The sequence below is a fragment of the Paenibacillus sp. JT22N15 genome (assembly GCF_059383755.1).
This window is the reverse complement of record NZ_JBXENV010000019.1, coordinates 16,790-40,341: the sequence shown is the minus strand read 5'-3', so window position 1 is coordinate 40,341 and position 23,552 is coordinate 16,790. Positions and strand designations below refer to the sequence as shown.

Genomic DNA, 23,552 nt, shown 5'->3' with positions numbered 1-23,552 from the left:
GAAAGCATGAGCCGAGCCTAAATTTCCTACTCAGATGGCTGTATGCTTGCAGCCCATTCATAGCTTTTCAAATAGGGGTCTGGCTTCACGGCTTCACCGGAATTCCACAGCTCTTTAAACTGTCCGTCTGCTTGAACCTCGCCAATCCTTACGGTTTTGTAAATATGCTGCGTCTCGCCGTCAATGCGCACCTTGCCTTCTGGCGCATCCCACTCCAGCTCCTTCGCAGCCTCCTTTACTTTGGCAACATCAGTAGAACCCGCCTTCTCTACGGCTGCTTTCCATAAGTACACTGCTGTGTATCCAGCTTCAATCGGGTCAGCCGTCACACGATCCTCGCCAAATTTCTTCTTATAATTCGCTACAAAAGCCGTATTGGCCGGGGTATCCGTCGTCTGATAGTAGTTCCATGCCGCTAAATGCCCTTCCAGCACATCAACACCGATGCCGCGGATTTCCTCCTCCGCTACCGATACCGACAATGTCGTCAAATCCTTTGCGGAAATGCCTGCATCCTTCAGCTGCTTGAAGAAAGCGACGTTGCTATCGCCGTTCAGCGTGTTAAATACGATGTCCGGCTTTGCTTCTTTGATTTTGCTAATAATGGTGCTGTAATCCGTATGTCCTAGCGGCGTGTATTCCTCACCAACCAGTTCTCCGCCCTTAGCCTTGAGCTGTTCTTTAATAATCAGATTAGCCGTGCGTGGAAATACATAATCTGATCCGAGCAGATACATTTTTTTGCCGCGATTTTCGAGGAGCCAGTCAACAGCTGGCACAATCTGCTGGTTCGTCGTCGCTCCCGTGTAGAAAATGTTCGGCGATGCCTCCAGCCCCTCATATTGCACCGGATACCAGAGCAGTCCATTCAATTCTTCAAATACCGGCTTCATCGCCTTGCGGCTCGAGGAGGTCCAACCCCCGAACACCGTCGCCACCTTATCTTCGGAAATCAGCTTGCGTGCTTTCTCGGCAAAGGTCGGCCAATCCGATGCTCCATCTTCAACGACCGGAATAATTTGCTGGCCCAGTACGCCGCCTGCTGCATTAATTTCTTCAATGGCCATCAGCTCTGCATCTCTTACGGACACTTCACTAATCGCCATCGTACCGCTGAGCGAGTGCAGAATCCCTACTTTAATGCCTTCTGCCGCCGCAGTTCCACTACTTCCCCCCGCGGTTTCCGAAGGTGTGGTTGAGGCTGTCTCTTTATTCCCCCCGCATGCCGACACTACAAGGCTAATAAGCAATAAGATCATTCCCGCTTGAATTACATTTCTGTTTTTCATTTCTCCACTCCCCTAAGTTAAGCATTATTTGTATAAGAGCTATCTAAAAACCGAACGTTAAGAGAAATTATGTATGGATCGTTCGTTCAGAGGCAACGTTCGCAGGTTCATTATAGATTGGCAATTTATCTCATGTCAATATATCTAACACAACTTTTTCTGATTCTATTTCATTCGACAAAAAACTTGTTTTTATGACATAATTATTCAGTCGAAAGATGATTCCAGCGCCTCATTTGCGCATCGCCTTACTCTCCCCTTTATATTAAAGTTATTTTATCTAACATGAAATTAGACTTCCAACTTGCTTTTGCGTAGCGCTATGCCCCTTGATCATTCGCTGCTCTTGTTCTCAAGCACAAAAAAGCAGCTATACGCTTAGCGCATAGCTGCTCTATCTATTGTTTATTGATACGATTTCCTTTTGTTGCGTCTGTATTTATCATCGCTTAATCTTGAACGGCACTTCAAAGCTCTGAGCCCGTCATTACTTAGCAAGTGCACCCGAACCCGCTGCTAAACCTTGTGCAGCCTTATGCTCCAGTTCATGCTGCCGCTCAGCTTTGAGCAGAAATTTCCTACCCCGCCAGCGCAGCAGAGCAAGTGTGCCCCGAATGTACTCATCCAAAATCATGCAGGCATAAATGCCGAGCAGACCCCAGCCCATCTCGATGCCGACCCAGTAGGCCAGCCCCGTTGCAATGAGCCACATGGAGATTAGCGAGCTCCACATCGTAAACCTTGTGTCACCGACTGCGTTTAGCGCATTTCCCATCGCCATATTGACCATTTTGCCTGGCTGCAAGATTAGGTTAAGTCCTAGCAGAGAGACGCCGAGCGCTATTATTTCATGATTTTGCGTAAATAAACCGAGCAGCTGCTTGCCGAATAAGAAGATAAGCGTGGCATTGACCGTAACGATGGCAAGCCCGATCCACATGGCGCGATACGCTATGCCATAAGCTTCTTTAATTCTTCCCGCTCCATACAAATGAGCAATTTGAATTTGCACAGCCAAAGCAATGGAATAGCCCAGCATAAAGCAAAACGATTCCAGTGTATTTAAATACGTTCGAGCTGCCAGCTCATTCGTGCCGAGCATCGCCAAAAAAGTATAAATAAGCAGCTGCGTAAACACCCAGCAGGACATATTGATGCCAAGCGGCCAACCGATTCGCAGCACATCGCCAAACAGCTTGCGGCTGAATTTTGCAAGATCGCGAATCCGAATCGTATGTTCAAAGGCATGCATGAACATAACAAACAGCACCGTGACGGCGAGCAGACGACAGATGACCGTCGATATCGCTACCCCTTTCAGCCCCCATTCCGGGAAGCCAAAGGCGCCAAAAATAAACGCATAGTTGAGAACCACATGTACAATGTTCATGCCAATGGCTGTATACATCGGTCCCTTTGTATTGCCGGTGTTGCGAATCGCCGTACTAAGCGCCGCCATCAAGGAAATGAGCATCATGCCCCCGCCTACGATGGAAATATAAGTTTCAGCAAGCGGCATTAAATGCTCTGGCAGCTTGAGCAGCGAAGCAATTTGCCCCGGCATCGTATACAGTACGATGCTTAGCCCAATCCCAATTATGCCGCTCACACTGACTGCCATTATCGCAATCGTCCGTGCTTCCTCGCTTTTGCGAGAGCCCAGCTTTTGGGCAATGAGAATGCCGGCTCCACTCGCCACTGTAATAAACAGCGTCGTGAGCGCCTGAAACAGCTGATTGGAGAAGCCGACAACGGCAACCGCCTGATCGGAAATCCGGCTTACCATCAGCGTATCTGCCGCACCTAGCAAAAATTGTAAAAATAATTCAATAAAAATCGGCCATGCCAGCAGCCACAGCGAAAATTTTTTGTTCGTTACTGCCATTTTCCTATCTCCCTCTGGAGCCAGCCTTGCTCGCTCTTCCGCTGCTCTTGTATCATTCGTCATCTCAAATTATAGATGCTATACTGAGCATGATGTATCATTTTCAAAACCGAAACTATTAAGATACAAACTTCACAGCAAGGAGGAAGCACGGCCACATGACGATGATTCATTTGACGATTCCCCCGCTTCCCCATTACATTATAGGCGGCCTCTCCATCGCCCCGGCAGGACGCAGACACCCGAGCAGAAGAAATATTGGCGTGTTCGACCTGCTCGTCGTGACGAAAGGCTGCCTTTATATCGGTGAAGAGGAGCGGGAATATGAGGTGCATGCTGGTCATGCGCTCATTTTGCGGCCCGATGCTTACCATTATGCGACAATGGCATGCCAAGAAACTACAGCTTACTACTGGATTCATTTCCAGACGACCGGAGCATGGAGCGTTTCAGAAAGGCTCGCCGATCAGCAGGCTGGCGGCGGCAGCCTTGAGCGTATACAAAACAATAACTATTACACGATGCCAACCTTTACAAAACAACTCCCGCAATTTGCAAAACTGCTCCAGCCATCCCGCATGGACAGCCTGCTGCGGCAGCTTGTGCAGTTGAATACGAATGATCATATTCCCGGCGTCAAGTGGAAGCAGCAGCTCGCTTTCCAGGAAATTATGGAGCAGCTTTCCGCCTCCTTGGAGGTAACTGGACCTTCTCCCTCCGCGTATTGCGCCGAGCAAGCCGCCTCGTATTTGCGTGAGCACTACCGTGATAACATAACCGCACAGGAGCTAAGCGAGGCCGTTAACTTTCATTCTGTCTACATTGCCAGATGCATGCAAAAAGAGTTCGGCTGCGCGCCCTTCGATTATTTAATGCGCTTCCGCTTGGAGCAGGCCAAGCTGCTTCTGCTTCAAACGGACCTTGCAGTCGCCCGCATTGCCGAGGAGGTCGGCTTCAATCAGCCTGCCTATTTCACCTCCTGCTTCTCGCGTTATGAGGGGCTATCGCCGCGCCAATACCGCCAGCGCTTCTCGCATGGCTAAACGCGTGCGCCAAGCAGGCACAGCAAAAATCCCCATGCCGCCAGCTCGTTAGCTGGACATGGGGATTTTTGCGTATCCTATAAGCTTATCGCATGCATGCGCGATAGGCGTTTATTACTTCGTCGCAGGCGATGCGGACGGTTCTACCGACGCGCTAGGCGAAGCCGATGCAGCTGGCGCTTGCGATGCCGCAGCAGCATCATCAGTTGCTTTCGCATCATCGCTTGCTGCCGGGGATTGCTCTGCACCTGGGGCAGGAGATTGCTCAGGCAGTGTAATTTTCACTTCTTGATTTTTCATATCTTCGCTCATGAAAGTGCTCATGTGGCTGTAAGCTACAGCGCTCTCTACTGCTTCTTTCGTCGTATCATCAAGCTTGTCATACGTCAGCTCATCGCGTTTCTCAACCAAAATGACATGATAGCCATATTCAGTTTCTACTGGCTCGCCAATTACGCCGATTTTTTGCGTCATAGCTGCATTTTTGAAGTTTTCAACCCAGTCGCCTGGCTTCGCATTTGCATATTGACCGCCAGCTTCTTTGGAGCCCGGGTCGTCCGAATAGACCTTAGCAAGAGCCGCCCAGTCGCCGCCCTCATCCAGCTTCGCTTTTACTTCTTTGGCAATTTTCAGCGCTTCTGCTTTCGTACGAATTTCCTTCGTTTCTTGCGTTTCCGAATCCGTTTCGCTTGTAGCCACTAAAATATGACGAAGGGTCACGGTCGAATATTTAGCAATATTCGTTTCGAACTCTTTCTTAAGCTCTTCGTCGGTCACTTTGGATTTCATGTGGTCTACGACAACCAGCATCAGCTTCATGTAGGCTTTTACATCGCTATTCGTGATTTTTTTTGCTTCCAGCTGCGTCTTCAGCTCGGCTTGCTGCTCCAGTGCCGCTTCAAAATCCGCATACTGCTTGTCCGTATCTGTAGTAGCCTGTTTCACCGTTTCTTCGCTTGCTTGAGCCGCCAAGATTTTGTAAGCAATGTACTGCTGCAGCAATTGCTCCTGGAACTGCGGCAGAGCCGTTACGGACTCATACCCTGGCTGCAAGAAATTAAATACCGCCAAATACTTGTTGAATTCAGCCTCTGTTACTTTGCCATTGTCCTTATAAGTAGCAACAGTCGCTCCTTCGCTTGTACCGCTGAACGAGGTACCGTTTCCTTCTTCTTTCTTCGAGCCGCAAGCCGCCAGTACCGTCATGACCAGCACTGCCGCGACTACAAGCAGAGCCAATCTGCGCCATGCCGATTTGCGTGTGTTGTGCAACATTAAGAAATCTCCTCTCAAATCATAAAGTTGATTGTATTGTAACAGATATGTGGGCCCTATTGCGAATTTACAGTAAATCAAGGAGCTGTGTCCTGCAGCTCCTCCTTCACAATGCGGGCATCCGCGTAACGCTTCAAAAACTGCTCAAGCAGCAGCAGACGCTGATCCATATCGAGTCCCTTGCCTCGAAGGGTAACTACCGGATTATCCTCCAGCGAGCTGCCTTGGTGGAAGCGATTTTCAAAATGCAGGCACAGCTTGTCGACCTGCTTTCTATCGATCCGCTTCTTCTCGGCGGAGGCAAATCGAACGACGAGTTCATCGTTGCGCTGACTAATCTGCTCAATGCCATACATCGCGCCATACACCTTCAATTTGGCCACCGTCATCAAATTATCTACCGCCTGCGGCAGGTTGCCGAAACGGTCGATGATTTCCTCGGTCAGATCATCCGCCTCATCGAAGGAGCGTACGGAAGCCACCTTCTTGTAAATCTCAATCTTCTGAATGCTGTCATAAATATAGTCGGATGGCAGGTAGGCATCTACGCTGACATCAATGAGCGTGCTGACGACTCTGCTTTCCTGCACAGGGGCGCCATCGAGCTCCGCCTTGCGCTTGCCAATCTCATCGGCAAGCATTTGCGAGTACAAGTCAAAGCCGACCGACGCAATAAAGCCATGCTGCTCTGCACCCAGCAGGTTGCCGGCACCGCGAATGGCAAGGTCGCGCATCGCGATTTTGAAGCCGGAGCCAAGCTCCGTAAACTCTTTAATGGATTGCAGACGTTTCTCTGCCACTTCCGTCAGCACTTTATCGCGCTGGTAGGTGAAATAGGCATAAGCGATCCGATTGGAGCGGCCAACCCGTCCCCGCAGCTGATAAAGCTGCGACAGGCCCATTTTATCCGAATCATGGACAATGAGCGTATTGACGTTCGGAATATCAACGCCGGTCTCAATAATGCTTGTGCTGACCAGCACATCGGATTCGCCGTCGAGGAAGTCGAGTATCGTCTTCTCCAGCTCCTGCTCTGACATTTGCCCATGCCCGACCGCTACCTTCGCATCCGGTACGAGCTCCGAAATCAGCTCCGCCATCTGGTAGATTCCCTGAACGCGATTGTACAAGTAGTATACCTGGCCGCCACGGGCCAATTCACGCTCAATCGACTCTCTCACAAGCGCAGTGTTGTATTCGACCACATAGGTCTGTACCGGGAAACGGTTTTCCGGCGGCGTCTCGATAACCGATAAATCGCGAACGCCCAGCATCGACATATGCAGCGTGCGCGGAATCGGCGTTGCCGTCAGCGTCAGCACATCGACGTTATTTTTCAGCTTCTTGAGCTTCTCTTTGTGCGATACGCCGAACCGCTGCTCTTCATCGACAATCAGCAAACCCAGATCCTTGAACACAATGTCCTGCGACAGCAGCCTGTGCGTGCCAATGACGACATCGACCGTTCCGGCTTTGAGGCCCTTCATCGTATCATTTTGCTCCTTGCGCGAGCGGAAGCGGCTGAGCACTTGAATATTGAATGGATAACCGGAGAAACGCTCGCGGAACGTCTCATAGTGCTGCTGCGCAAGAATGGTAGTCGGCACGAGAATGGCAACCTGCTTGCCTTCAATTGCCGCCTTAAACGCTGCCCGTACAGCAACCTCCGTCTTGCCATAGCCAACATCACCGCAAAGCAAACGATCCATCGGCATCGGCTTCTCCATATCCCGCTTGATTTCCTCAATGGCCCGCAGCTGATCCCGCGTCTCATCGTAAGGGAACATTTCCTCAAACTCGTTCTGGTAAGCGGTATCCTGTCCAAAGGCGAAGCCCGGCGCCGATTGGCGCTGCGCATACAGCTTGATCAAGTCATCGGCAATGTCCTTAACCGAAGACTGCACCTTGCTTTTCGCCCGCGTCCATTCGCTGCCGCCCAGCTTATTGATCTTCGGCTCTTTTTCCTCATTGCCGACGTATTTCTGGATCATATCGACTTGTTCAATCGGTACAGACAGCTTATCCCCACCTGCATATACGATGTGCAAATAGTCTTTATGAATGCCCGCAATTTCCAGCGTGCCGATGCCGACATATTTGCCGATGCCGTGGTTCTGATGCACGACATAGTCGCCAACCTTCAGCTCGGTGTAGCTTTTGATTCGTTCAGCATTGTCTATCTTCTTGTCGATACGGCGCGCCTTGCGCTGCTTCTGGGAGAACATTTCTCCTTCTGTGATGACGACCAGATGCGAAGAGGGCAGCTCAAAGCCAGACTGCAGATTGCCTTCCAGCAGCGTAGGCGGCTCAATATTATAATCGAACAGCACGCGGCGCATGCGCTCCATGCGCTCTGCATTGCCAGCCAGCATGAGCACGTTGGCCCCAATTTTGCGCCATCGGTCCATCTCCGCCTTGAGCACATTCATTTGTCCGTGGAAATTTTGCATCGCCCGGCTCGTCATATTGAGAATATTTTGCGGCTGCGAATGCGGAATTTGCCTTAAAAACAGCGATAAGAACAACGTAGGAAACCGCTTACCATACAAAACTTCCTCCGACTTGCATGCAAGCTCAAAACCTGGCAGCGACTTGCCGTTTTGCAGCAAATGGGTTGCCCATTCTGCCTCATCGCGCTCCAGCTGCTTCGCCGTCTCGATCAAGCGGGTAGGCTCATCCATAACGAGCAGCGTATCTTCCGGCATGTAGTCCATAATGGTCTGGCGTTCCGGATACAGCAAGGAAATATATTTATAAATATCGGTGAAATACATATGCTCGCGCAGCTTCTCCAGCTCGCTGCCGATTTCCGAACGAAGGCGCTCCTTCGCCGTACGGTCGGACATTTTGCCAAGCTGCTGCTCCAGCAAGGCTGCCGCTTGGCTGGCTGCTGAGGCAAAGCGCTCTGCGCTCGCAACAATTTCCTGGCAAGGCGGAACCGTATACGTCTGGATGTTATCCTGCGACCGCTGGTCAGCCGCGTCAAACGTCCGAATGGAATCGACATCATCGCCGAACCATTCAATCCGGAAAGCGGAAGCTTCAGTCAACGGGTAAAAATCGACGATTCCCCCGCGAACGCTCATTTCACCACGGGATTCAACGCGATCTACGCGAACATAGCCAAGTCCCGTCATTTTTCTTAGGAAGCTGTCTATCGGCAGAACATCGCCTACACTAATCGTAATTTTCGCTTCTGCCATAACGCCGCGTACAGGCAAATAGCGCCGCACACCGGAAAAGGGGACGACAACAATCCCGCGGAAGCCTTCGGACAGCTTGATCAGCACGTCCATTCGCTGTGCCAGCGTCTCAGGACTCGAGATCGCCGATTCGGCAGCTACAAGCTCATTGGCGGGATAGAGCAGCACAGTATCCGAAGAGAAGCATTCCTGAAGATCCTCTGCGATTTTCTGCGCTGAAAACATATTATGTGTCACGACTAGCATCGGACGGTCAATCTCTTCTTTCACTGCGGCCATCAGCACTTGTCTGGATGAGCCAGCAAGCCCTGATACCATCTGCTCGCGCATTCCTGAACGGATTCCGGCTATTATGGACTGCACATCCGGATCAGCCGCAAAAGCCTGTATTAACGCTTTCAATCGTCTCGGCACCCCATTTCTATAAACAGACCACTTATAAACTCTTAAATTAATTTCAAGCAAAACCGCCCACCTAAAAAGGTGAGCTCAGCGCTTTGCTTGTATGAATCGCTATCATCGAAAAGAAGCCTCAGCCAGCCGCCAAGGCCTTACTATACTTGTGAGCTAAACCTTTTCCAACCACTTCCAAGCCACCTTCAAGCTACTGCAACGGGCTCGCGATTAAGTTCAGCTCAGGATTCGCCTCCAGCGCTTCCCGGCAATAATCGCAAATCACCTTAACCGTCACGTCTCCGTGCTGGTCATACGTAATTATATCGCTGCGCTCTTCAAGGGTCAAGAAATCGAACCCCAGCTGCTGCTCGGTAATTCCGTCCCCGCCTGCAATCGTCCCTATAGGCGTACGGCAGTGTTTGCAAATATAGTTTACAGCCATATGTATGCCTCCTGAAGAATCGTTATACCCTTCAGTATGCCCGGCTTTACCCTATTTTACGCATTTTTCCCCAAGCTAGCGATTAAACTTCGCCATCGTTTCCTCGAACGACGCTTTCAGCGAGAACTCCGCCGCATCGCATGCTTGATCAATCATCGTTTTCAACTGCTCCTGCTCGCTTTTTGGAAAATTGGACAGCACATAGTCGGCAATGTTGCCGCCGGGCTGCGGACGTGTAATCCCCATGCGAATCCGGTCAAATGTCTGTGTGCCCAAATGCGCAATCAGCGATTTAATACCGTTATGCCCGCCTGGCCCGCCTTGGAATCGAAGACGGATACGCCCCACCTCCGTATCGAGATCATCGTAAACGACGAGCCCTTCGGTCACATCGGACTTAAAATAATCGATGAACGAACGCACCGATTCTCCTGATAAATTCATATACGTCATCGGCTTGATCAGCACAACCTTCGTTCCATTCACATTGCCCTCGCCAATCAGCGCCTTGCATTTGCTTTGCGTCACTTGGATGCCCCAACGCCGTGCAAGCTCATCAATAACCATAAATCCAACGTTGTGCCTCGTACCCTGATATTGCGATCCAGGGTTGCCGAGTCCCACAATCCATTTCATAGCGGTCTTTCACTCCTTGCTGTCTCGATCCTTATCGATTGTTATGTTCTCCATTTTACCTTATTTTCCTTCATTGCGGGCAATATATTGCAGCAGATGACCGAAATTATCGATAATGCTGCGCCCCTCTTTTACGAAAAATGTTCCACGTGAAAAAAGCCTGACCGCCAGCGGGATCATCCCAGCGGGCCATCAGGCGTTTCAAAGGTTGATTGCTTAAGCCTATTTAATTCCATTTCGATGAACAAACCTTTCATAAACTAGATCATATCACGCTACTACTGCAACCTAATCCTCCCCAACAACGTCCATAAAACATGGAAAATAATCATTCCATATTCAACCATACTAGCTATAAGAGAGGAAATAGGCCTATGCGATTATTTCGTGCATTATGGATGTTTGCCATCATCACCAGCCTGATTACAGGCACGGTTTCTGCCAGCAGTGCGGATGACACAGTCTCGCAAAAGGAGACGAAACCAGCGGCTGAAGCCCGCAATTATTTGTATTTGATCAAGAAGGATGGCAAATACGGCTACATTAATCAAAGCGGGAAAATCGTCATTAAGCCCGTATACGACGGCGGTTCACGCTCCTTCTCCTTAAAGCCGAATGAACCAGTCCAAGTTACTGACAATAAACAGAAGACGATCATCTATTTTTCGGCTGAAGGAACGAAGCTGTTTGAATGCCCTCAGACGCGCTGCGTTGGCATTATGCAGAACGAGCGGGTCATCTACACAGAGAAAGTTGAGGGAGCAGATGGAAAGCTGCAGAAGAGGTATGGTTATTTGAATGCCCAGGGGGAAAAGGTGACCGAGCCTATTTTTCATAAAGCCCGTGAATTTTCCGAAGGGCTCGCCATCGTGACGATGGGCAAAGGCAGCGGCTACATTAATACAGAGGGCAAGCTCGTCATCCCTTATCAGTTCAGTAGTGCGACTAACTTTTCAGATGGCATGGCCGTAGTCGGATATTTGAAAAAAAGCAAGGATGGCGTGACCATCAAATACGGATTTATTGATAAAACCGGAAAGGTCGTTATTCCTGCGCGCTTCTACTATGCCGATTCGTTTACAGACGGCGCTGCACGCGTGTCTTCTGGAGACACCTACGGTTTTATTAACAAGAGCGGCGAGTTTCTGTTTGAGCCCAATTACACCGCTGTTCAGCCTTTCTCAGAGGGCCTTGCCTACGTGGAACGCAATGGCAAATCCTTTTTCGTCGATAAACAAGGAAAAAGAGCAACCATGAACGTGAGTTCTAGCGGCCCTTTCTCAAACGGACTAGCCCCTGTTCAAGCAGGCTCATCCTTTGGCTATATCAATCCACAAGGTGCTTATGCGATCAAACCTACGGCTGCATATAGCTATGCCGAGCCGTTTCGGGGAGAGCTGGCTGTCGTCGAGCTCCGCGAAAATGCTAAAACGAAGACGCCCGCTATGAAAGCCTACATCAATAAAACAGGCGCAATCGTTTGGAACAATATTGAAGACGAAAAATGGCAGAGCTAGCTTCCTTTTTCACCCGCATGACCGTTATGCACAAAATAGTCCTGGGCTTCCATCCACTGGCGCGCCACAAAATCACGGCCCCGGACACGTACGCCCTGCTCGTATACTTCTATATAATAGCCTTGGCTGCCGGCCTTATGCGCATCCTCATCCATCCACAAATAGGCGACGGACGCTGCGTTGAACATGGTCGCGATCTCGCCTTGCCCATCAAACACCGTATGCGGCGCACCCAGTTCCCAGTGGGTGTGCCCAGTGAATAATATCACCTGCGGCCAGCTGGCCAGCACCGCGCGCAGCTCTTCGTCCTGATTCACGCCGTACCACTCCTGCTCCTCCAGCGAGCCAGCAACTGTATTTTTCAGCGGCTGATGAAGAAATAGGAACACGGGACGCGAATCTCCGCGATGCTCCTCCAGCTTCTCTCCAAGCCACGCCAGCTGCGTGCTGGACAGCTCCGCATTTTTAGCCGTCTGGAGCTCAGAACCTAGAAAAATAAAATGGCTGCCGCCAATCCAGCGGTCATAATAAACAGCAGTCATCCCTGTAAAATGCTTGAAGCTGCCGAGCTCCTGCCCTTGCTCCCAATCCTTCCAAGTGTCATGGTTGCCAATTGTATACAGCATAGGTGGAAGCTCGCCCTGCTGCTTTACACGCTCGACAATCGCTGAAAACTGCGCATATTCCGCTTCATCTCCATGATCCGTAATATCTCCGGCATGCATAATGCCAGCGCTGCCCGAAGCAGCCGCCAGTTGTTGAATATCCAGCAGCGCCCGCTCAAAATGCTGATTATGCACATGGCTCGGGTCAACCGTAACATGCGTATCCGTAATGACTTGAAAAAACATCAGCGGCTCGCTGAAGCTGGGCGCCGTCTCTTTTTCACACCACAAACTAACCTTCTTCATGGTCAAAACTCCTTTTGCTGATGTTGCCGCCTATGCTGTTTTTGCTGTTTTTGCTGTTTTTGCTGTTTTTGCTGTTTTTGCTGTTTTTGCTGTTTTTGCTGTTTTTGCTGCTTTTACTGCCTTACTCCCTTAGCCGCTTCGCTGCTCTAACTCCGTTAATTCCCTCTAACGGCTGCGCCATGCGCGCTAATGCTCATGTTCAGCCCAACTACCCCGATAACGATGACTCCGACCCATAGCAGAGCTGAAAGCGGGATTCGCTCGCCGAACCAGATATATCCCGCTCCTGTAATGAGCGTAATGCCTATGCCTGACCATACCGCATACGCAACGCTTACATGCATATAACGCAGGGCGAAGTTCAGGCACGTAAAGCTGCTTCCATAAAAAATAAACATAGCAATCGACGGAACCACACGCGTAAAGCTCGCCGAAAGTTTCATAGATATTGTTCCTGACAATTCCAGCACAATCGCCAGTGCCAGCCATAGATAACCCAATGTTTACTCACCCTTCAGTATGAGCTTCCTCCACAGCAAGCTGCGAATAGGAAGCAATGATGACATCCGCCGAGGGAAGCACGCTCGCGGCCTGATTCGCTATGCCAATACAAAGTGCCGCTCCTGCCGCCTGCCCCATTCGCATATCGCCATCGGTATCGCCAATAATAGCGATCGACGATGGGGCAACGCCAAGCTCCTGGCAAGCCAGCTCCAGCATATCGGGATACGGCTTGCTGCGCGGTACGAGATCCGCTCCTACGATGACGGAGAAATGGGGCAGCAGCCCCATCCACTCCAAATGCTCGCGCGCCGCTTCGGTATCATCTGCCGTGACGATGCCGAGTTTCAGCCCCGCTTTCTTGCACTGCTCAATAAAAGGGACAACGCCCACAAGCGGGATGGCTGATTTACGCCTTTTCAGCTCCCCATCAGCTTCTTCCTTGCTTTCCCTGACTAGCTGCATCGACTCGCCCCAGGATAAGCCAAGCTTATAGCCTTGCAAGGCTGCAATGGCATACAAGTCATTCATCGTCCCCATCGCGAGCGGCCCGTTGCGGTCATATGCGCATACATTTCCCGTCGCATCCAGGCTGGTTCCCCAGAGGGAGGGGAATATCCCTTTCGGCAGCAGCAAGCCTTTAGCCGCGAGTCGCGCTGTATAACGGCTCGCCAGCAGCTCGCTCCAATTCCCCCACATCGAGACAAAATCAATAATCGTTCCATCTTTATCAAAAAGAATGGCTTCAACGCCGCACGGCTTGCCGCCGTCAACCTTAAGGCCAGCAACGGTAGTCTGCTTCCCTTGAGCTTGCTTCTGGCTTCGCCACTTTTCCTGCACCAATCCATCTTGTAGGGCTTGTAGAGCTTGTAGTGCTTCTGAATGAGCTGAATGTTCTGCCATCCCTTATTTGCCCTTCAACGCTTTATCCAGCTCACGCTGTGCGGTTTCCTTCGCCTGCTTCAGCGCCTTCTCTGCCGAAATGTTCTCGATTTGCACCTGATCAGCCGCTACAGTCAGTGCATCGTTGATTTTGCCGCCCGTCGGATCAAGGAATGGCTTCGAGCCGTGCGAAGCTTGCTGCAAAGGAATTTTGATTTGCGGATTTGTTTCGCTGAAGGCCTTGAAAGCCGGATCATCCTGCGCGGACAAACGGACGGCAATGTAGCCTGTGTTCATCGACCAGGCAGCTGTATTCTCGCTTTTTGTAAAGAACGACAACCATTTAAAGGCCGCTTCCTTCTGCTCATCCTTCGCTTTGGCAGGAACGCCCGCCATAATGGCCTGTGCGACTGGCTTGCCTTCCCCTACCCCTTCCCAGCCGGGCTGCTGCATTGCGCCAACGATGTTGAAATCCAGGTCGCCTTGGTCGCCGCTGGAGCCCGTGTAGCCTGCTGCTTGGCCCTTCATGACGTCGTCTATCGTTTTGTACCAGTACTCCCAGCCTTGTCCACCGGAGTGAATCGCCATCGTTTTATCTTCATGCAGCCATTTGCGGAATAAATCCCATGTCTCAATCCATTCCGGCGAATCGAATACGACTGTTTTGCCGTCATCGCTTAAAATTTTACCGCCTTTGCTAAGTGCCGCATCAATCATATTGCCCGAGCCCCACATCGGCTCCCAGCCATAAAAGGTCGTTTTGCCGCCATCCTTCACAGCCATCGTCTCCGCCGCTTTAGCCAGGTCTTCCCAAGTCTTAATGTCCTCTGCCTTAATTCCCGCTTTCTCGAACGTGTCCAGACGGTAATACATCACTTGAGTCGTCCCATACATCGGCATAAAATACTGCTTGCCCGCTACTTGCCCTTGCTCCAGAAAGGTTTGAATAAAATCTTCTTTCTTAAAATCCGGAGCAGCCGCGATATAGTCATCTAGCGGTTCAAAATACCCTTTAGCTGCCCAGTCCACATTGGAGGCCAGCACCGCAGCTGGCGGCTGATTGGCGGCAATAGCGGCCTGAAGCTTTTGCTCCGTTTCGCTGTAATCCCCCTGGACAACGCCTTTAACGATAACTTCGCTTTGCGATTCATTGAATTTCTTAATGAGTGCTTCCACATTTTCGCCCAGCTTGCCGCCAAGGCCGTACCAAAACTCGATCTGCACCGGCGCTTTCGGCGCCTCCGAAGCTGCTGCCGATTGCTGAGGCGCACTGCTGCTGCTCGCTCCACCCGTCTGCGTGCCTGCCGTCTGTCCACATGCGCTAAGCGTCACCATTGCAAGCGTGAGCGACATCGTGCCCGCCCATTTCATTGTTCTCAACATCGTCCATTCCTCCACTATTTATATTGTCGATTTCGTAAAGCTACCCCTTAATGCCTGAAGATAAGTTAACACTCTGCATAATCGTCCGCTGGGCGAACAGAAACAGCAGCAAGAGCGGAATAATCGTGAAGGAGCTTGCCGCCATAATGAGCGGCCATTTCAGCCCGTAAGCACCCCCTTCAACGAAGAAGCTGCGCAGTCCCGCCGATACGAGCTGGAGATCGGGATTTTTCGTAATGAGCATCGGCCAAAAATAGTTGTTGTACTGCGAGATAAACGTGATAAGTGCCAGTACTACGAACGAGGCGCGGGTCAGCGGCATCATAATCGTACATAAAATCCGGCTGTGCGACGCGCCATCAATTTGCCCGGCCTCCACCATCTCATGCGACACTTGCAGAAACGCCTGCCTGATGAGAAAAATCGAGAAGACGCTGACCGCGTTTGATAGAATCAGGCCCGCATACGAATCCAGCAAATAAAGCTTGGACAAAATCATATAGCTGGGCAAATACACCGCTGTGCTGGGAATCATGTAACCGAGCATTATAATGCCGGTCAAAAAACCTTTCAACCGAAATTTCATATGGGTCAAGGCGTAAGCCATCATAGCTGAATTTATAATTTGCAAAAGAACGATGGCGCCCGCAACGATTACGCTGTTGGCTATATATTGACCGAACGGCGCCGCCAGCCACGCCTCCACATAATTGCTCCATAGCGGCAGCTCCGGCCATAATGTCGGCGGAAACTGCCAAATCTCATCATTTGTCTTCAGCGCGCTCGTCATCATCCAATAGAATGGAAATGCCATCGCGAGCGCAATAGCCAGCAGGCTAATATGCCGCAGTGCCAGCCCTGCCTGGTAAACACCCTTCATAACTCCAAATTCCTCCCTTTTAGCTAGTTGTAATGCACCATTTTGCGGCTGACCGAGAAGGACAGCACGGACAACAGAACACAGATTGCGATCATAACGATGGAAATCGATGATGCTTCGCCAACCTGGAACGATTCGAAGGCCGATTGGTAATACAAATACAGCAGCGTACGCGTAGAGCCTGATGGACCGCCTTGCGTCAGTACATTAATGGAATCGTAAGCTTGCAGCGCATCAATCGTCTGTACAACGAACAGGAAGAACGTCGTTGGCGAGATAAGCGGCAGCGTTACGTGCAGAAATTTTTGAATCGCACCCGCTCCATCGAGCCCCGCCGCCTCCAGCATATCTGTTGGCACGCTTCGCAGCGCTACAATGTAGAAGATCATCGCCCATCCGACCGATTTCCAGATGCCCACTAGCAGCACCCCGACCAAAGCCCATTTGGGATCTTGCAGCCAGCCAATGGCCGGAAGACCAATTGCCCCTAAAATCGTATTTCCAAGCCCCACTTTAGGCTCTAAAATCCAAGACCATACAATGGAAACGGCAACCGTTGGCGTTACCCAGGGCGCGAATACGAGCGTTCGGTACAGAGCCGAGCCCTTAAGCGAGCGTCCGAGCAGCAGCGCCAGCCCTAGCCCGCCTGCCATAATAGGCAGCACGCTGCCAAGACAGAATAGAAGCGTCACCTTCAGCGACTGGTAGAAGGCGGGATTTTGCAGCAAATACACATAATTATCCAAGCCGACGAACAGCTTGTCCGGACTCATAAAGTCCCATTCCACAAAGCTCAGATAAAAGACATAGGCCAGCGGCGCCAGCCAGAACACCGTAATCGGAATCATCGCCGGCAGCGTAAACAGCACTGCTTTTATCTCATTCAACCATCCTGTCCGTTTCAACACTCAAACTCTCCATTCAATAAAAATTTAATTAATGACCAAATGACCCATTTTACCGAAATAAAAATCTATGAATTCAAAATTTATTGTATACTCATTATGTCGCAGAACTATTAACGCATCGTCATCACCAGCTTAATTTCTTGTAAAGATACAAATATAAAGCTGGATTTTTAAGAATTCGCTATAATATGGGCAAGAGGCAGACGGGAGAAATGGAGGATGGTTATGCCAGACCATACGGAGGAGCAGGAGACACAGCGGCTTGCCTTGCGCCAAACGATGATTGACGCAATCGCGCAAACGATGAATTTATACGGGGCGAATTATTCGTTCGGACAATTATATGGCATTATGTTTTTCGAGGATAAACCGATGACACTTGACGAGATGAAGGCGCATATGAATATGAGCAAAAGCAATATGAGCTATGCGGTGCGCTCGTTAATGTCGTCGCAAATGATTATGAAGCTGCCGGAGAAGCGGGAGCGGCAGGACCTGTATCAGGCGGAGACCGATTTTTTCAAAACGTTCCAAAACTTTTTCACCTCCAAGCTTCAGCACGAAGTGGATGTCATGACGGAAGCGGCCGAATCGACTATTCCGCTGCTCAGCGAGCTGATTCTGGATATGAAGACGAGCGAGGAGGAGCGTATGCGCTGCCTGGAGGATTTGCAGAAGCTGCGGCATGCCGTGCAATATTACGCTTGGCTCCAGCAATTCGTGGACCAATTGAAGGCGGGAGCCTTTTTCGAAAAAAGCACCTAAGCATGGCCGGCTTCGCAAGGTTAGAAGGTTAGCGTCGAGAGGCGCTTCCATCCATTGACGATTGAAGGAAACTCACATATCAGGCAAACAAAAAGCGGCCCCATGCAAATGCATGGAGCCGTTTTTATCGTATGGAAACGTTTCTTTGACACCTATATAATGATCCAGCAGAAGCTGCCAGTCACGCTTGCCCTTCGAGCTACTAGCTAAGAACCACGTGCTTGCAAGCTACGAGCTGCTGCCAACCTCTTTCGCATCCTCGGAGCGTATCTCGTGAGCAAACGTCTCGGCTGCCGCTTCCTCCGCTTCCTCCTCGGAAATTTCCTTCTGAGGAGCCAGCACAGTCACAACGACCTGCTCGGGATCGGACTTCACTTCTACACCGCTTGGCACCACGATATCGCTGACGAGCAGGTTGCTGCCCATCTCCAAATCCGCCACGTTCAGCTCAATGGAATCCGGAATGCTGCCTGGCAAGCACTGCACCTCAAGCTCATGGAGCATCACCTGCAGGATTCCGCCTTCCTTCACCCCGTTCGCTTCACCGAGGAAGTCGATACGAACCTGCGTCTTCACTTCTTCATTCATGTTAATTTGATGAAAATCCACATGCAGCACTTGGCGCGATACCGGATCACGCTGTACATCCGTTATCATAACCGGCTTTTTGCCATGGGATGGAATATTCAGTTCCAGTACGGCCTTTGGATGCGAACGGAGCAAAGCCAGCAATTCTTTCTCTTCAAGCAAAACAGATGTGGATTGGGACAGCTGTTTGCCATATACGACGGCAGGCACTTTGCCCCGCTGTCTCAGGGAGCGCAGCTCACCGTTTGTAAGAGCAGTTCTTGTTTCGGCAATCATCGAGTTAGACATCATGGAAACCTCCTAGAAAAGTGATATTCCATTTAGCTTTACCCTAATGAGCCAAAAAATAAACAAACTTAAACGGCGCTGCCTTTTTTGAGGCCGCTTGAATTTTATAAAAATCAGCCCTTTTTGCTTTTTTCCTTCTTCGCTTTTGCACGAGTACGAATCTTCTCGGCATAGCCTTCCTTATTCTCCTGACGGGCACGCGCAACCGCCAGATCACCTGCCGGCACATCCTTTGTAATCGTCGAGCCAGCAACGACAAAAGCGCCGTCGCCAATCTTCACAGGAGCAATCAAATTGACGTTGCTGCCAACAAACGCGCCATCGCCGATTTCCGTTACCGACTTATTGAAGCCGTCGTAATTAACCGTAATCGCGCCGCAGCCGATATTCACGTCTTTACCGACTACCGCATCGCCTACATAGCTCAAATGCGATACCTTGCTGCCGTCGCCAAGCGTAGCATTTTTCAGCTCGACAAAATCGCCAATTTTGCAGTCTTCGCCCAGCTTGGAGCCGGGACGCAAATTCGCATATGGCCCAACCGAGCTTTTATTGCCGACTTCGGATTCGGCGATTACCGAATATTTTACGCTGACGCCGTCTCCGATGACCGAATCCTGAATATCCGCATTAGGCCCAATGATGCAATCCTCGCCAATGACTGTGGAGCCGCGCAGCACCGTTCCTGGGTATATCACTGTATCTGCACCGATTTGCACATCTGCTTCTATATAAGTCGAGGCTGTATCTATAATCGTAACACCTTCAATTAAATGCTTGCGGTTAATGCGCGCGCGCATCAAGCCTTCCGCCTCGGCAAGCGCCACGCGGTCATTGATGCCAATCGCTTCCGCCGTATCTTCTGTGCAATAGCCTTGAACGGACTCGCCTGCTTGGCGGAAAATGCCAATGACATCGGTCAAATAAAATTCGCCTTGCGCATTATTGCTTGTTACCTTGGCAAGCGCCTCGAACAGCTTGCGGTTATCGAACACATACGTACCCGTGTTGATTTCCTTCGTCGCTGCTTCCTCTGGCGTGCAGTCCTTCTGCTCGACGATTCTCTCTACCTCGCCGCTCTCGCCGCGAATAATCCGGCCATAGCCAGTCGGATCAGCGAAAGAAGCCGTCAGTACCGTTGCTGCCGCTCCGCTCGACTGCTGCAAAGCCAGCATCGCCTGGATCGTCTCTGCACGCACAAGCGGCGTATCGCCGCAAATAACGATCGTCTTGCCGTCTTCCGCGCCAATCAGCGCCTCAGCTTGGCGTACCGCATGGCCCGTACCGAGCTGCTGCTCCTGCAGCACATATTCTGCCTGCTCACCCAAATAAGCTTTAACGGTTTCCGCGCCATGGCCGACGATGACAACCGTCCGCTCGCTAGCTGCCTGTTTCACCGTGTCCAGCACATGGCCTACCATCGGCTTGCCGCATACGTGGTGGAGCACTTTATATCGTTTGGATTTCATCCGCTTGCCTTGACCTGCTGCAAGCACAATCGCCATTACTTTCAATTGCTATTCCTCCCAAGTTAAAAGTCCAGTAAGCACAAGCGCCTTCATGCATGAAAGCGGCTTTTCTCTACCAGGCTCTAAATCTTTGTTGTCCTATTATATATACGGTCTGCCGCATCGATCTATCTACAAGAATATATCCCATCTTGGGCAAAAAGAAAAGGGAGCCCCCTTGGCCCCCTTTTCCCCTCATGCAGATACTGATTTTTGCCCTCTAACGAAGCTGCTATTAAGCACCCTCTTCAATGGCCACTTCTTCTTCTGTTGCAGCGCGCTCGTACTCAGCGAGTACAGCAGCTTGAATTTTCTCCCGAGTGGTCGAAGAAATCGGATGAGCGATATCTCGGAATTCTCCATCGGGGGTACGCTTGCTCGGCATTGCAACAAACATTCCATTGTTTCCGTCGATCACACGGATATCGTGAACGACGAATTCGTTGTCAATCGTGATGGAAGCAATAGCCTTCATGCGACCTTCCGAATTGACACGGCGGAGTCTTACATCAGTAATTTGCACTTGTGTTCACCACCTTTGCCTATCTGGGACTTGGTGTAATATTCCACATTTTTGTGCCAATTCCTTCTCCTATTTTGGAAAAAACATGCATATTTTTAAAAAAATTTTCTATTTGAATTTTATTTGACTCTATTCGACAGGAATCGCTGCAATCACTTCAATTTCGACAAGCACATCCTTCGGAAGCCTTGCCACCTCTACTGCCGAACGTGCTGGTTTGTGGTCGCCAAAGTAAGAAGCGTACACTTCATTCATCGCTACAAACTGGTCCATGTCCTTCATAAAGACGGTTGCCTTCACTACATTTTGCAGGGTTGCTCCCGCTTCGGCAAGTACAGCCTCCAGGTTGCGAAATACTTGGTTCGCCTGCACCGTGATATCGCCCGTCACAAGCTCGCCGGCTGCATTAAGCGGAATTTGTCCCGATGTAAAAAGAAGTCCTCCAAGCTGAATCGCTTGCGAATAAGGTCCGATAGCGGCAGGCGCCTTATCTGTTGCAATAACCTTCGGTTCTAAATGCTGTGACATCATTTATTCCAACCCTTCTTTAGTTATTATCGTTATTATTCCGTGCGAAAATAATTGCCCGGAATGACCGTCGTCTGCTTGGTCTTCAAATCCACGGCCGTCAGCTTGGCTAACGACACATAATCTTCTAATAAACGCTCTTCGAGCTCCACCTCGCCCGATTCTACAAAGACGCCAACGCCGGCAACGGTCGCTTTGAATTCAAAGAGCAGATCCATCATCCCTTGAATGGTGCCGCCTGCTTTCATGAAGTCATCAATAATAAGCACGCGGGACTGTTCCTTAAGCGCGCGCCTCGCAAGCGACATCGTCTGAATGCGCTTATTCGAGCCAGAGACGTAATTGATGCTGACCGCAGAGCCTTCCGTCACCTTATTGTCCCGGCGTACGATAACGACAGGCAGGTTCAGGCAGGCAGCTGTCGCATAAGCGAGCGGTATGCCCTTCGTCTCTACCGTCATAATGACATCAATCTTCCTCGCGGCAAAAGCGGTCGCGAACATGCGGCCAATATCGGCTAGCAGCTCAGGCTGGCCAAGCATGTCCGTCATATACAAATAACCGCCGGGGAGCACCCGTTCTGGCTGCTCCAGCTGACGGCAAATATTATTCATAATGTCGAGTGCATCCGAGGCATGCATCTTCGGTGCGAATTTTACGCCGCCTGCGGCGCCCGCAAGGGTATTCAGCTCGCCAATGCCCTCTTCCTCAAATACTTCTTTAATGATCGCCAGATCCTCGCTAATGGATGATTTGGCTGACTGATAGCGGTCCGCAAAAGCTGTTAGCGAGATTAACGTATGTGGGCGACTTAGCAGGTATTGCGTCATCTCTACCAGTCTTGCGCTGCGTTTTAACTTTTTCAAGGAATTCTCCCCCTGCTAAAATCCGAATATTATAATGTTAATATAACATTTTTATACGGATTTAATCAAGGGAAACGTCACTTTTATGTTAGCATTCTTACCACGTAAACTTCCTTGCAAAAGCCACGCAGCCCATTATATATGCGCGGGAGCTTTCCTTCTTTGGAAACGAGCCCGAATACTGTAGGTCCACTGCCTGACATTAACACGCCATCAGCTCCAAGACGAATCATGCTCTCCTTGAGCTGGCGCACCTCCGGGTACAGATCAAGCGTGACCGATTCCAGCACATTGCCTAGTCCCCCGCACACATCGGCGAAGGAGCCGCGCTGAATCGCTGACACCATGTCAGCGGCAGACGGATGCTGGCCAATGCCCGCTACCCGAAACTTGCCGTATACATCTGCGGTGGAAACATTGATTGGCGGCTTCGCAAGGACGACCCAGCATTGCGGCGGGCTTTCGATCGGCTCCAGCCGCTCGCCGCGTCCGGTAGCGATGGCAGTACCGCCCGTTACGCAGAACGGGACGTCGGAGCCCAGCTCCGCTCCAAGCGTGCACAGCTCCTCCTCGGGAATGTTCAGCCCCCACAGCCTGTTCAGCCCTCTAAGGGCTGCTGCCGCGTCGCTGCTGCCGCCGGCAAGGCCAGCGGCTACCGGAATCTTTTTGTCCAAATGAATATATACACCTTTACGCACATCATAGCGGTCTTTAATAAGACGTGCCGCCTGAAACGCCAGGTTTTTCTCATCTAAAGGTATGTAGCCGGCCTGGCTCGATATAATAATCGTGTCGCGCGGCAGCTCCTGCATTTCAAGGCGGTCTGCAAGGTCTACCATCGTCATAATCATCTCGACCTCGTGGAAGCCGTCCTCACGCTTGCGAAGCACATCGAGCAATAAATTGATTTTAGCCGGAGCTTTTTCATAAATTTTCATCCTAAGCTCTCCCGTTCCTATCATTAACTTATCCAATATTATAGCAAACGGGCAGAAGAAAAGCTAAGAGTGCTGCCGCTTATATAAAGAGCGGCGACTCTTAGCCGATTATTGCCGTTTTAGCCTCGCATTGCGTGTACCTGGTTATGGCCGATTGATTCCATTCGCTGCGGCTTGCTCAGCCATTTGGATCGCCCTCTTGACCATGTTGCCAGCGTCTTTGGCGCGAATGCCGCCCCAGCCTTCCTTTTGCACCGTATCATAAAAACCTAGATCCTTCGCCAGCTCATACTTTAGCTCCTCGGACATTACACTGCGTCTTCTGCGGCTCATGCGTGAGATCCTCCCTTGCTGCTGAATTGGTTATGCCCCCTTAGTATGCGACAACCCAGCAGCC

23 protein-coding genes are annotated in these 23,552 nt (G+C 50.6%); 4 read left to right on the top strand and 19 right to left on the bottom strand.

The features are described 5' to 3' along the window. Nucleotides 1-26: 26 nt before the first annotated feature. Together urtA and AC50X8_RS28555 are read right to left on the bottom strand one after the other, a co-directional pair. Nucleotides 27-1,289 carry an urea ABC transporter substrate-binding protein gene (gene urtA, locus AC50X8_RS28560; RefSeq protein WP_056034886.1) on the bottom strand — a complete coding sequence of 421 codons (1,263 nt, stop codon included), beginning with the start codon at nt 1,287-1,289 and terminating at the stop codon, nt 27-29. Nucleotides 1,290-1,776: 487 nt separating this feature from the next. Then, nucleotides 1,777-3,174 carry an MATE family efflux transporter gene (locus AC50X8_RS28555; protein WP_056034888.1) on the bottom strand — a complete coding sequence of 466 codons (1,398 nt, stop codon included), beginning with the start codon at nt 3,172-3,174 and terminating at the stop codon, nt 1,777-1,779. Nucleotides 3,175-3,332: 158 nt separating this feature from the next. Here AC50X8_RS28555 and AC50X8_RS28550 point away from each other — a divergent pair, with 158 nt between their 5' ends. Next, a complete protein-coding gene (locus tag AC50X8_RS28550) occupies nt 3,333-4,217 on the top strand; it encodes an AraC family transcriptional regulator (RefSeq protein WP_056034891.1) in 885 nt (294 codons plus the stop codon). 114 nt (nt 4,218-4,331) lie between these two features. Here the strand turns inward: AC50X8_RS28550 and AC50X8_RS28545 are convergent, their stop codons facing one another. The 4 genes from AC50X8_RS28545 to pth all read right to left on the bottom strand — a co-directional run bounded on the left by AC50X8_RS28545 (nt 4,332) and on the right by pth (nt 10,169). Then, entirely contained in the window at nt 4,332-5,492 is a 1,161-nt protein-coding gene (locus AC50X8_RS28545) for a peptidylprolyl isomerase (protein ID WP_494865476.1), read from the bottom strand. 77 nt (nt 5,493-5,569) lie between these two features. Next, nucleotides 5,570-9,097, bottom strand: a complete 3,528-nt coding sequence (mfd, locus tag AC50X8_RS28540; protein ID WP_494882928.1) for a transcription-repair coupling factor — start codon at nt 9,095-9,097, stop codon at nt 5,570-5,572. A gap of 202 nt (nt 9,098-9,299) precedes the next feature. Beyond that, entirely contained in the window at nt 9,300-9,533 is a 234-nt protein-coding gene (gene fin / locus AC50X8_RS28535) for an anti-sigma-F factor Fin (RefSeq protein WP_056034901.1), read from the bottom strand. A 75-nt stretch (nt 9,534-9,608) separates the two neighbouring features. After that, entirely contained in the window at nt 9,609-10,169 is a 561-nt protein-coding gene (pth, locus tag AC50X8_RS28530; protein WP_056034903.1) for an aminoacyl-tRNA hydrolase, read from the bottom strand. Between the two features lie 374 nt (nt 10,170-10,543). Here pth and AC50X8_RS28525 point away from each other — a divergent pair, with 374 nt between their 5' ends. After that, complete coding sequence (locus AC50X8_RS28525; protein ID WP_494882926.1) at nt 10,544-11,686, top strand: WG repeat-containing protein; 1,143 nt, start codon at nt 10,544-10,546, stop codon at nt 11,684-11,686. Here AC50X8_RS28525 and AC50X8_RS28520 read toward each other — a convergent pair. Continuing rightward, on the bottom strand, nt 11,683-12,597 hold the full coding sequence (locus AC50X8_RS28520; RefSeq protein WP_494882924.1) for a metallophosphoesterase family protein: 915 nt from the start codon (nt 12,595-12,597) through the stop codon (nt 11,683-11,685). The two genes, AC50X8_RS28525 and AC50X8_RS28520, sit on opposite strands and share 4 nt — an antisense overlap. On the opposite strand from AC50X8_RS28520, the gene AC50X8_RS28515 reads away from it, so the two are divergent. Beyond that, nucleotides 12,596-12,730: a hypothetical protein gene (locus AC50X8_RS28515; protein WP_494882922.1), complete on the top strand. Its 135-nt coding sequence runs from the start codon at nt 12,596-12,598 to the stop codon at nt 12,728-12,730. The genes AC50X8_RS28520 and AC50X8_RS28515 overlap by 2 nt on opposite strands. Nucleotides 12,731-12,752: 22 nt before the next feature. On the opposite strand, the gene AC50X8_RS28510 is transcribed toward AC50X8_RS28515, so the two are convergent. Genes AC50X8_RS28510 through AC50X8_RS28490 form a run of 5 tightly spaced genes read right to left on the bottom strand, consistent with a single transcriptional unit; the run spans nt 12,753 to nt 17,091 of the window. Continuing rightward, nucleotides 12,753-13,097, bottom strand: a complete 345-nt coding sequence (locus AC50X8_RS28510; protein WP_046234480.1) for a DMT family transporter — start codon at nt 13,095-13,097, stop codon at nt 12,753-12,755. A 7-nt stretch (nt 13,098-13,104) separates the two neighbouring features. Then, entirely contained in the window at nt 13,105-14,001 is an 897-nt protein-coding gene (locus AC50X8_RS28505; protein ID WP_081418784.1) for an HAD family hydrolase, read from the bottom strand. 3 nt (nt 14,002-14,004) lie between these two features. Beyond that, nucleotides 14,005-15,363, bottom strand: a complete 1,359-nt coding sequence (locus AC50X8_RS28500) for an ABC transporter substrate-binding protein (protein ID WP_494882919.1) — start codon at nt 15,361-15,363, stop codon at nt 14,005-14,007. 40 nt (nt 15,364-15,403) lie between these two features. Continuing rightward, on the bottom strand, nt 15,404-16,243 hold the full coding sequence (locus tag AC50X8_RS28495) for a carbohydrate ABC transporter permease (protein ID WP_494882917.1): 840 nt from the start codon (nt 16,241-16,243) through the stop codon (nt 15,404-15,406). A gap of 23 nt (nt 16,244-16,266) precedes the next feature. Then, nucleotides 16,267-17,091 carry a carbohydrate ABC transporter permease gene (locus tag AC50X8_RS28490; protein WP_056034991.1) on the bottom strand — a complete coding sequence of 275 codons (825 nt, stop codon included), beginning with the start codon at nt 17,089-17,091 and terminating at the stop codon, nt 16,267-16,269. 285 nt (nt 17,092-17,376) lie between these two features. On the opposite strand from AC50X8_RS28490, the gene AC50X8_RS28485 reads away from it, so the two are divergent. After that, entirely contained in the window at nt 17,377-17,916 is a 540-nt protein-coding gene (locus tag AC50X8_RS28485; RefSeq protein WP_056034994.1) for a GbsR/MarR family transcriptional regulator, read from the top strand. Nucleotides 17,917-18,144: 228 nt separating this feature from the next. Here AC50X8_RS28485 and AC50X8_RS28480 read toward each other — a convergent pair whose 3' ends face one another. From AC50X8_RS28480 to AC50X8_RS28450, 7 genes are all read right to left on the bottom strand, one after another. After that, complete coding sequence (locus tag AC50X8_RS28480; protein WP_494882915.1) at nt 18,145-18,792, bottom strand: 50S ribosomal protein L25; 648 nt, start codon at nt 18,790-18,792, stop codon at nt 18,145-18,147. A 113-nt stretch (nt 18,793-18,905) separates the two neighbouring features. Beyond that, nucleotides 18,906-20,306, bottom strand: a complete 1,401-nt coding sequence (gene glmU / locus AC50X8_RS28475) for a bifunctional UDP-N-acetylglucosamine diphosphorylase/glucosamine-1-phosphate N-acetyltransferase GlmU (protein ID WP_056034926.1) — start codon at nt 20,304-20,306, stop codon at nt 18,906-18,908. 229 nt (nt 20,307-20,535) lie between these two features. Further along, entirely contained in the window at nt 20,536-20,823 is a 288-nt protein-coding gene (gene spoVG / locus AC50X8_RS28470; RefSeq protein WP_020620824.1) for a septation regulator SpoVG, read from the bottom strand. A gap of 129 nt (nt 20,824-20,952) precedes the next feature. Then, complete coding sequence (locus AC50X8_RS28465; protein WP_056034997.1) at nt 20,953-21,351, bottom strand: RidA family protein; 399 nt, start codon at nt 21,349-21,351, stop codon at nt 20,953-20,955. Between the two features lie 35 nt (nt 21,352-21,386). Then, nucleotides 21,387-22,217: a pur operon repressor gene (gene purR / locus AC50X8_RS28460; protein ID WP_046234486.1), complete on the bottom strand. Its 831-nt coding sequence runs from the start codon at nt 22,215-22,217 to the stop codon at nt 21,387-21,389. An 83-nt stretch (nt 22,218-22,300) separates the two neighbouring features. After that, nucleotides 22,301-23,155, bottom strand: coding sequence for a 4-(cytidine 5'-diphospho)-2-C-methyl-D-erythritol kinase (gene ispE / locus AC50X8_RS28455; RefSeq protein WP_056034929.1), 855 nt, complete (start codon nt 23,153-23,155; stop codon nt 22,301-22,303). 144 nt (nt 23,156-23,299) lie between these two features. Further along, a complete protein-coding gene (locus AC50X8_RS28450) occupies nt 23,300-23,488 on the bottom strand; it encodes a small, acid-soluble spore protein, alpha/beta type (RefSeq protein WP_056034932.1) in 189 nt (62 codons plus the stop codon). Nucleotides 23,489-23,552: the final 64 nt, after the last annotated feature.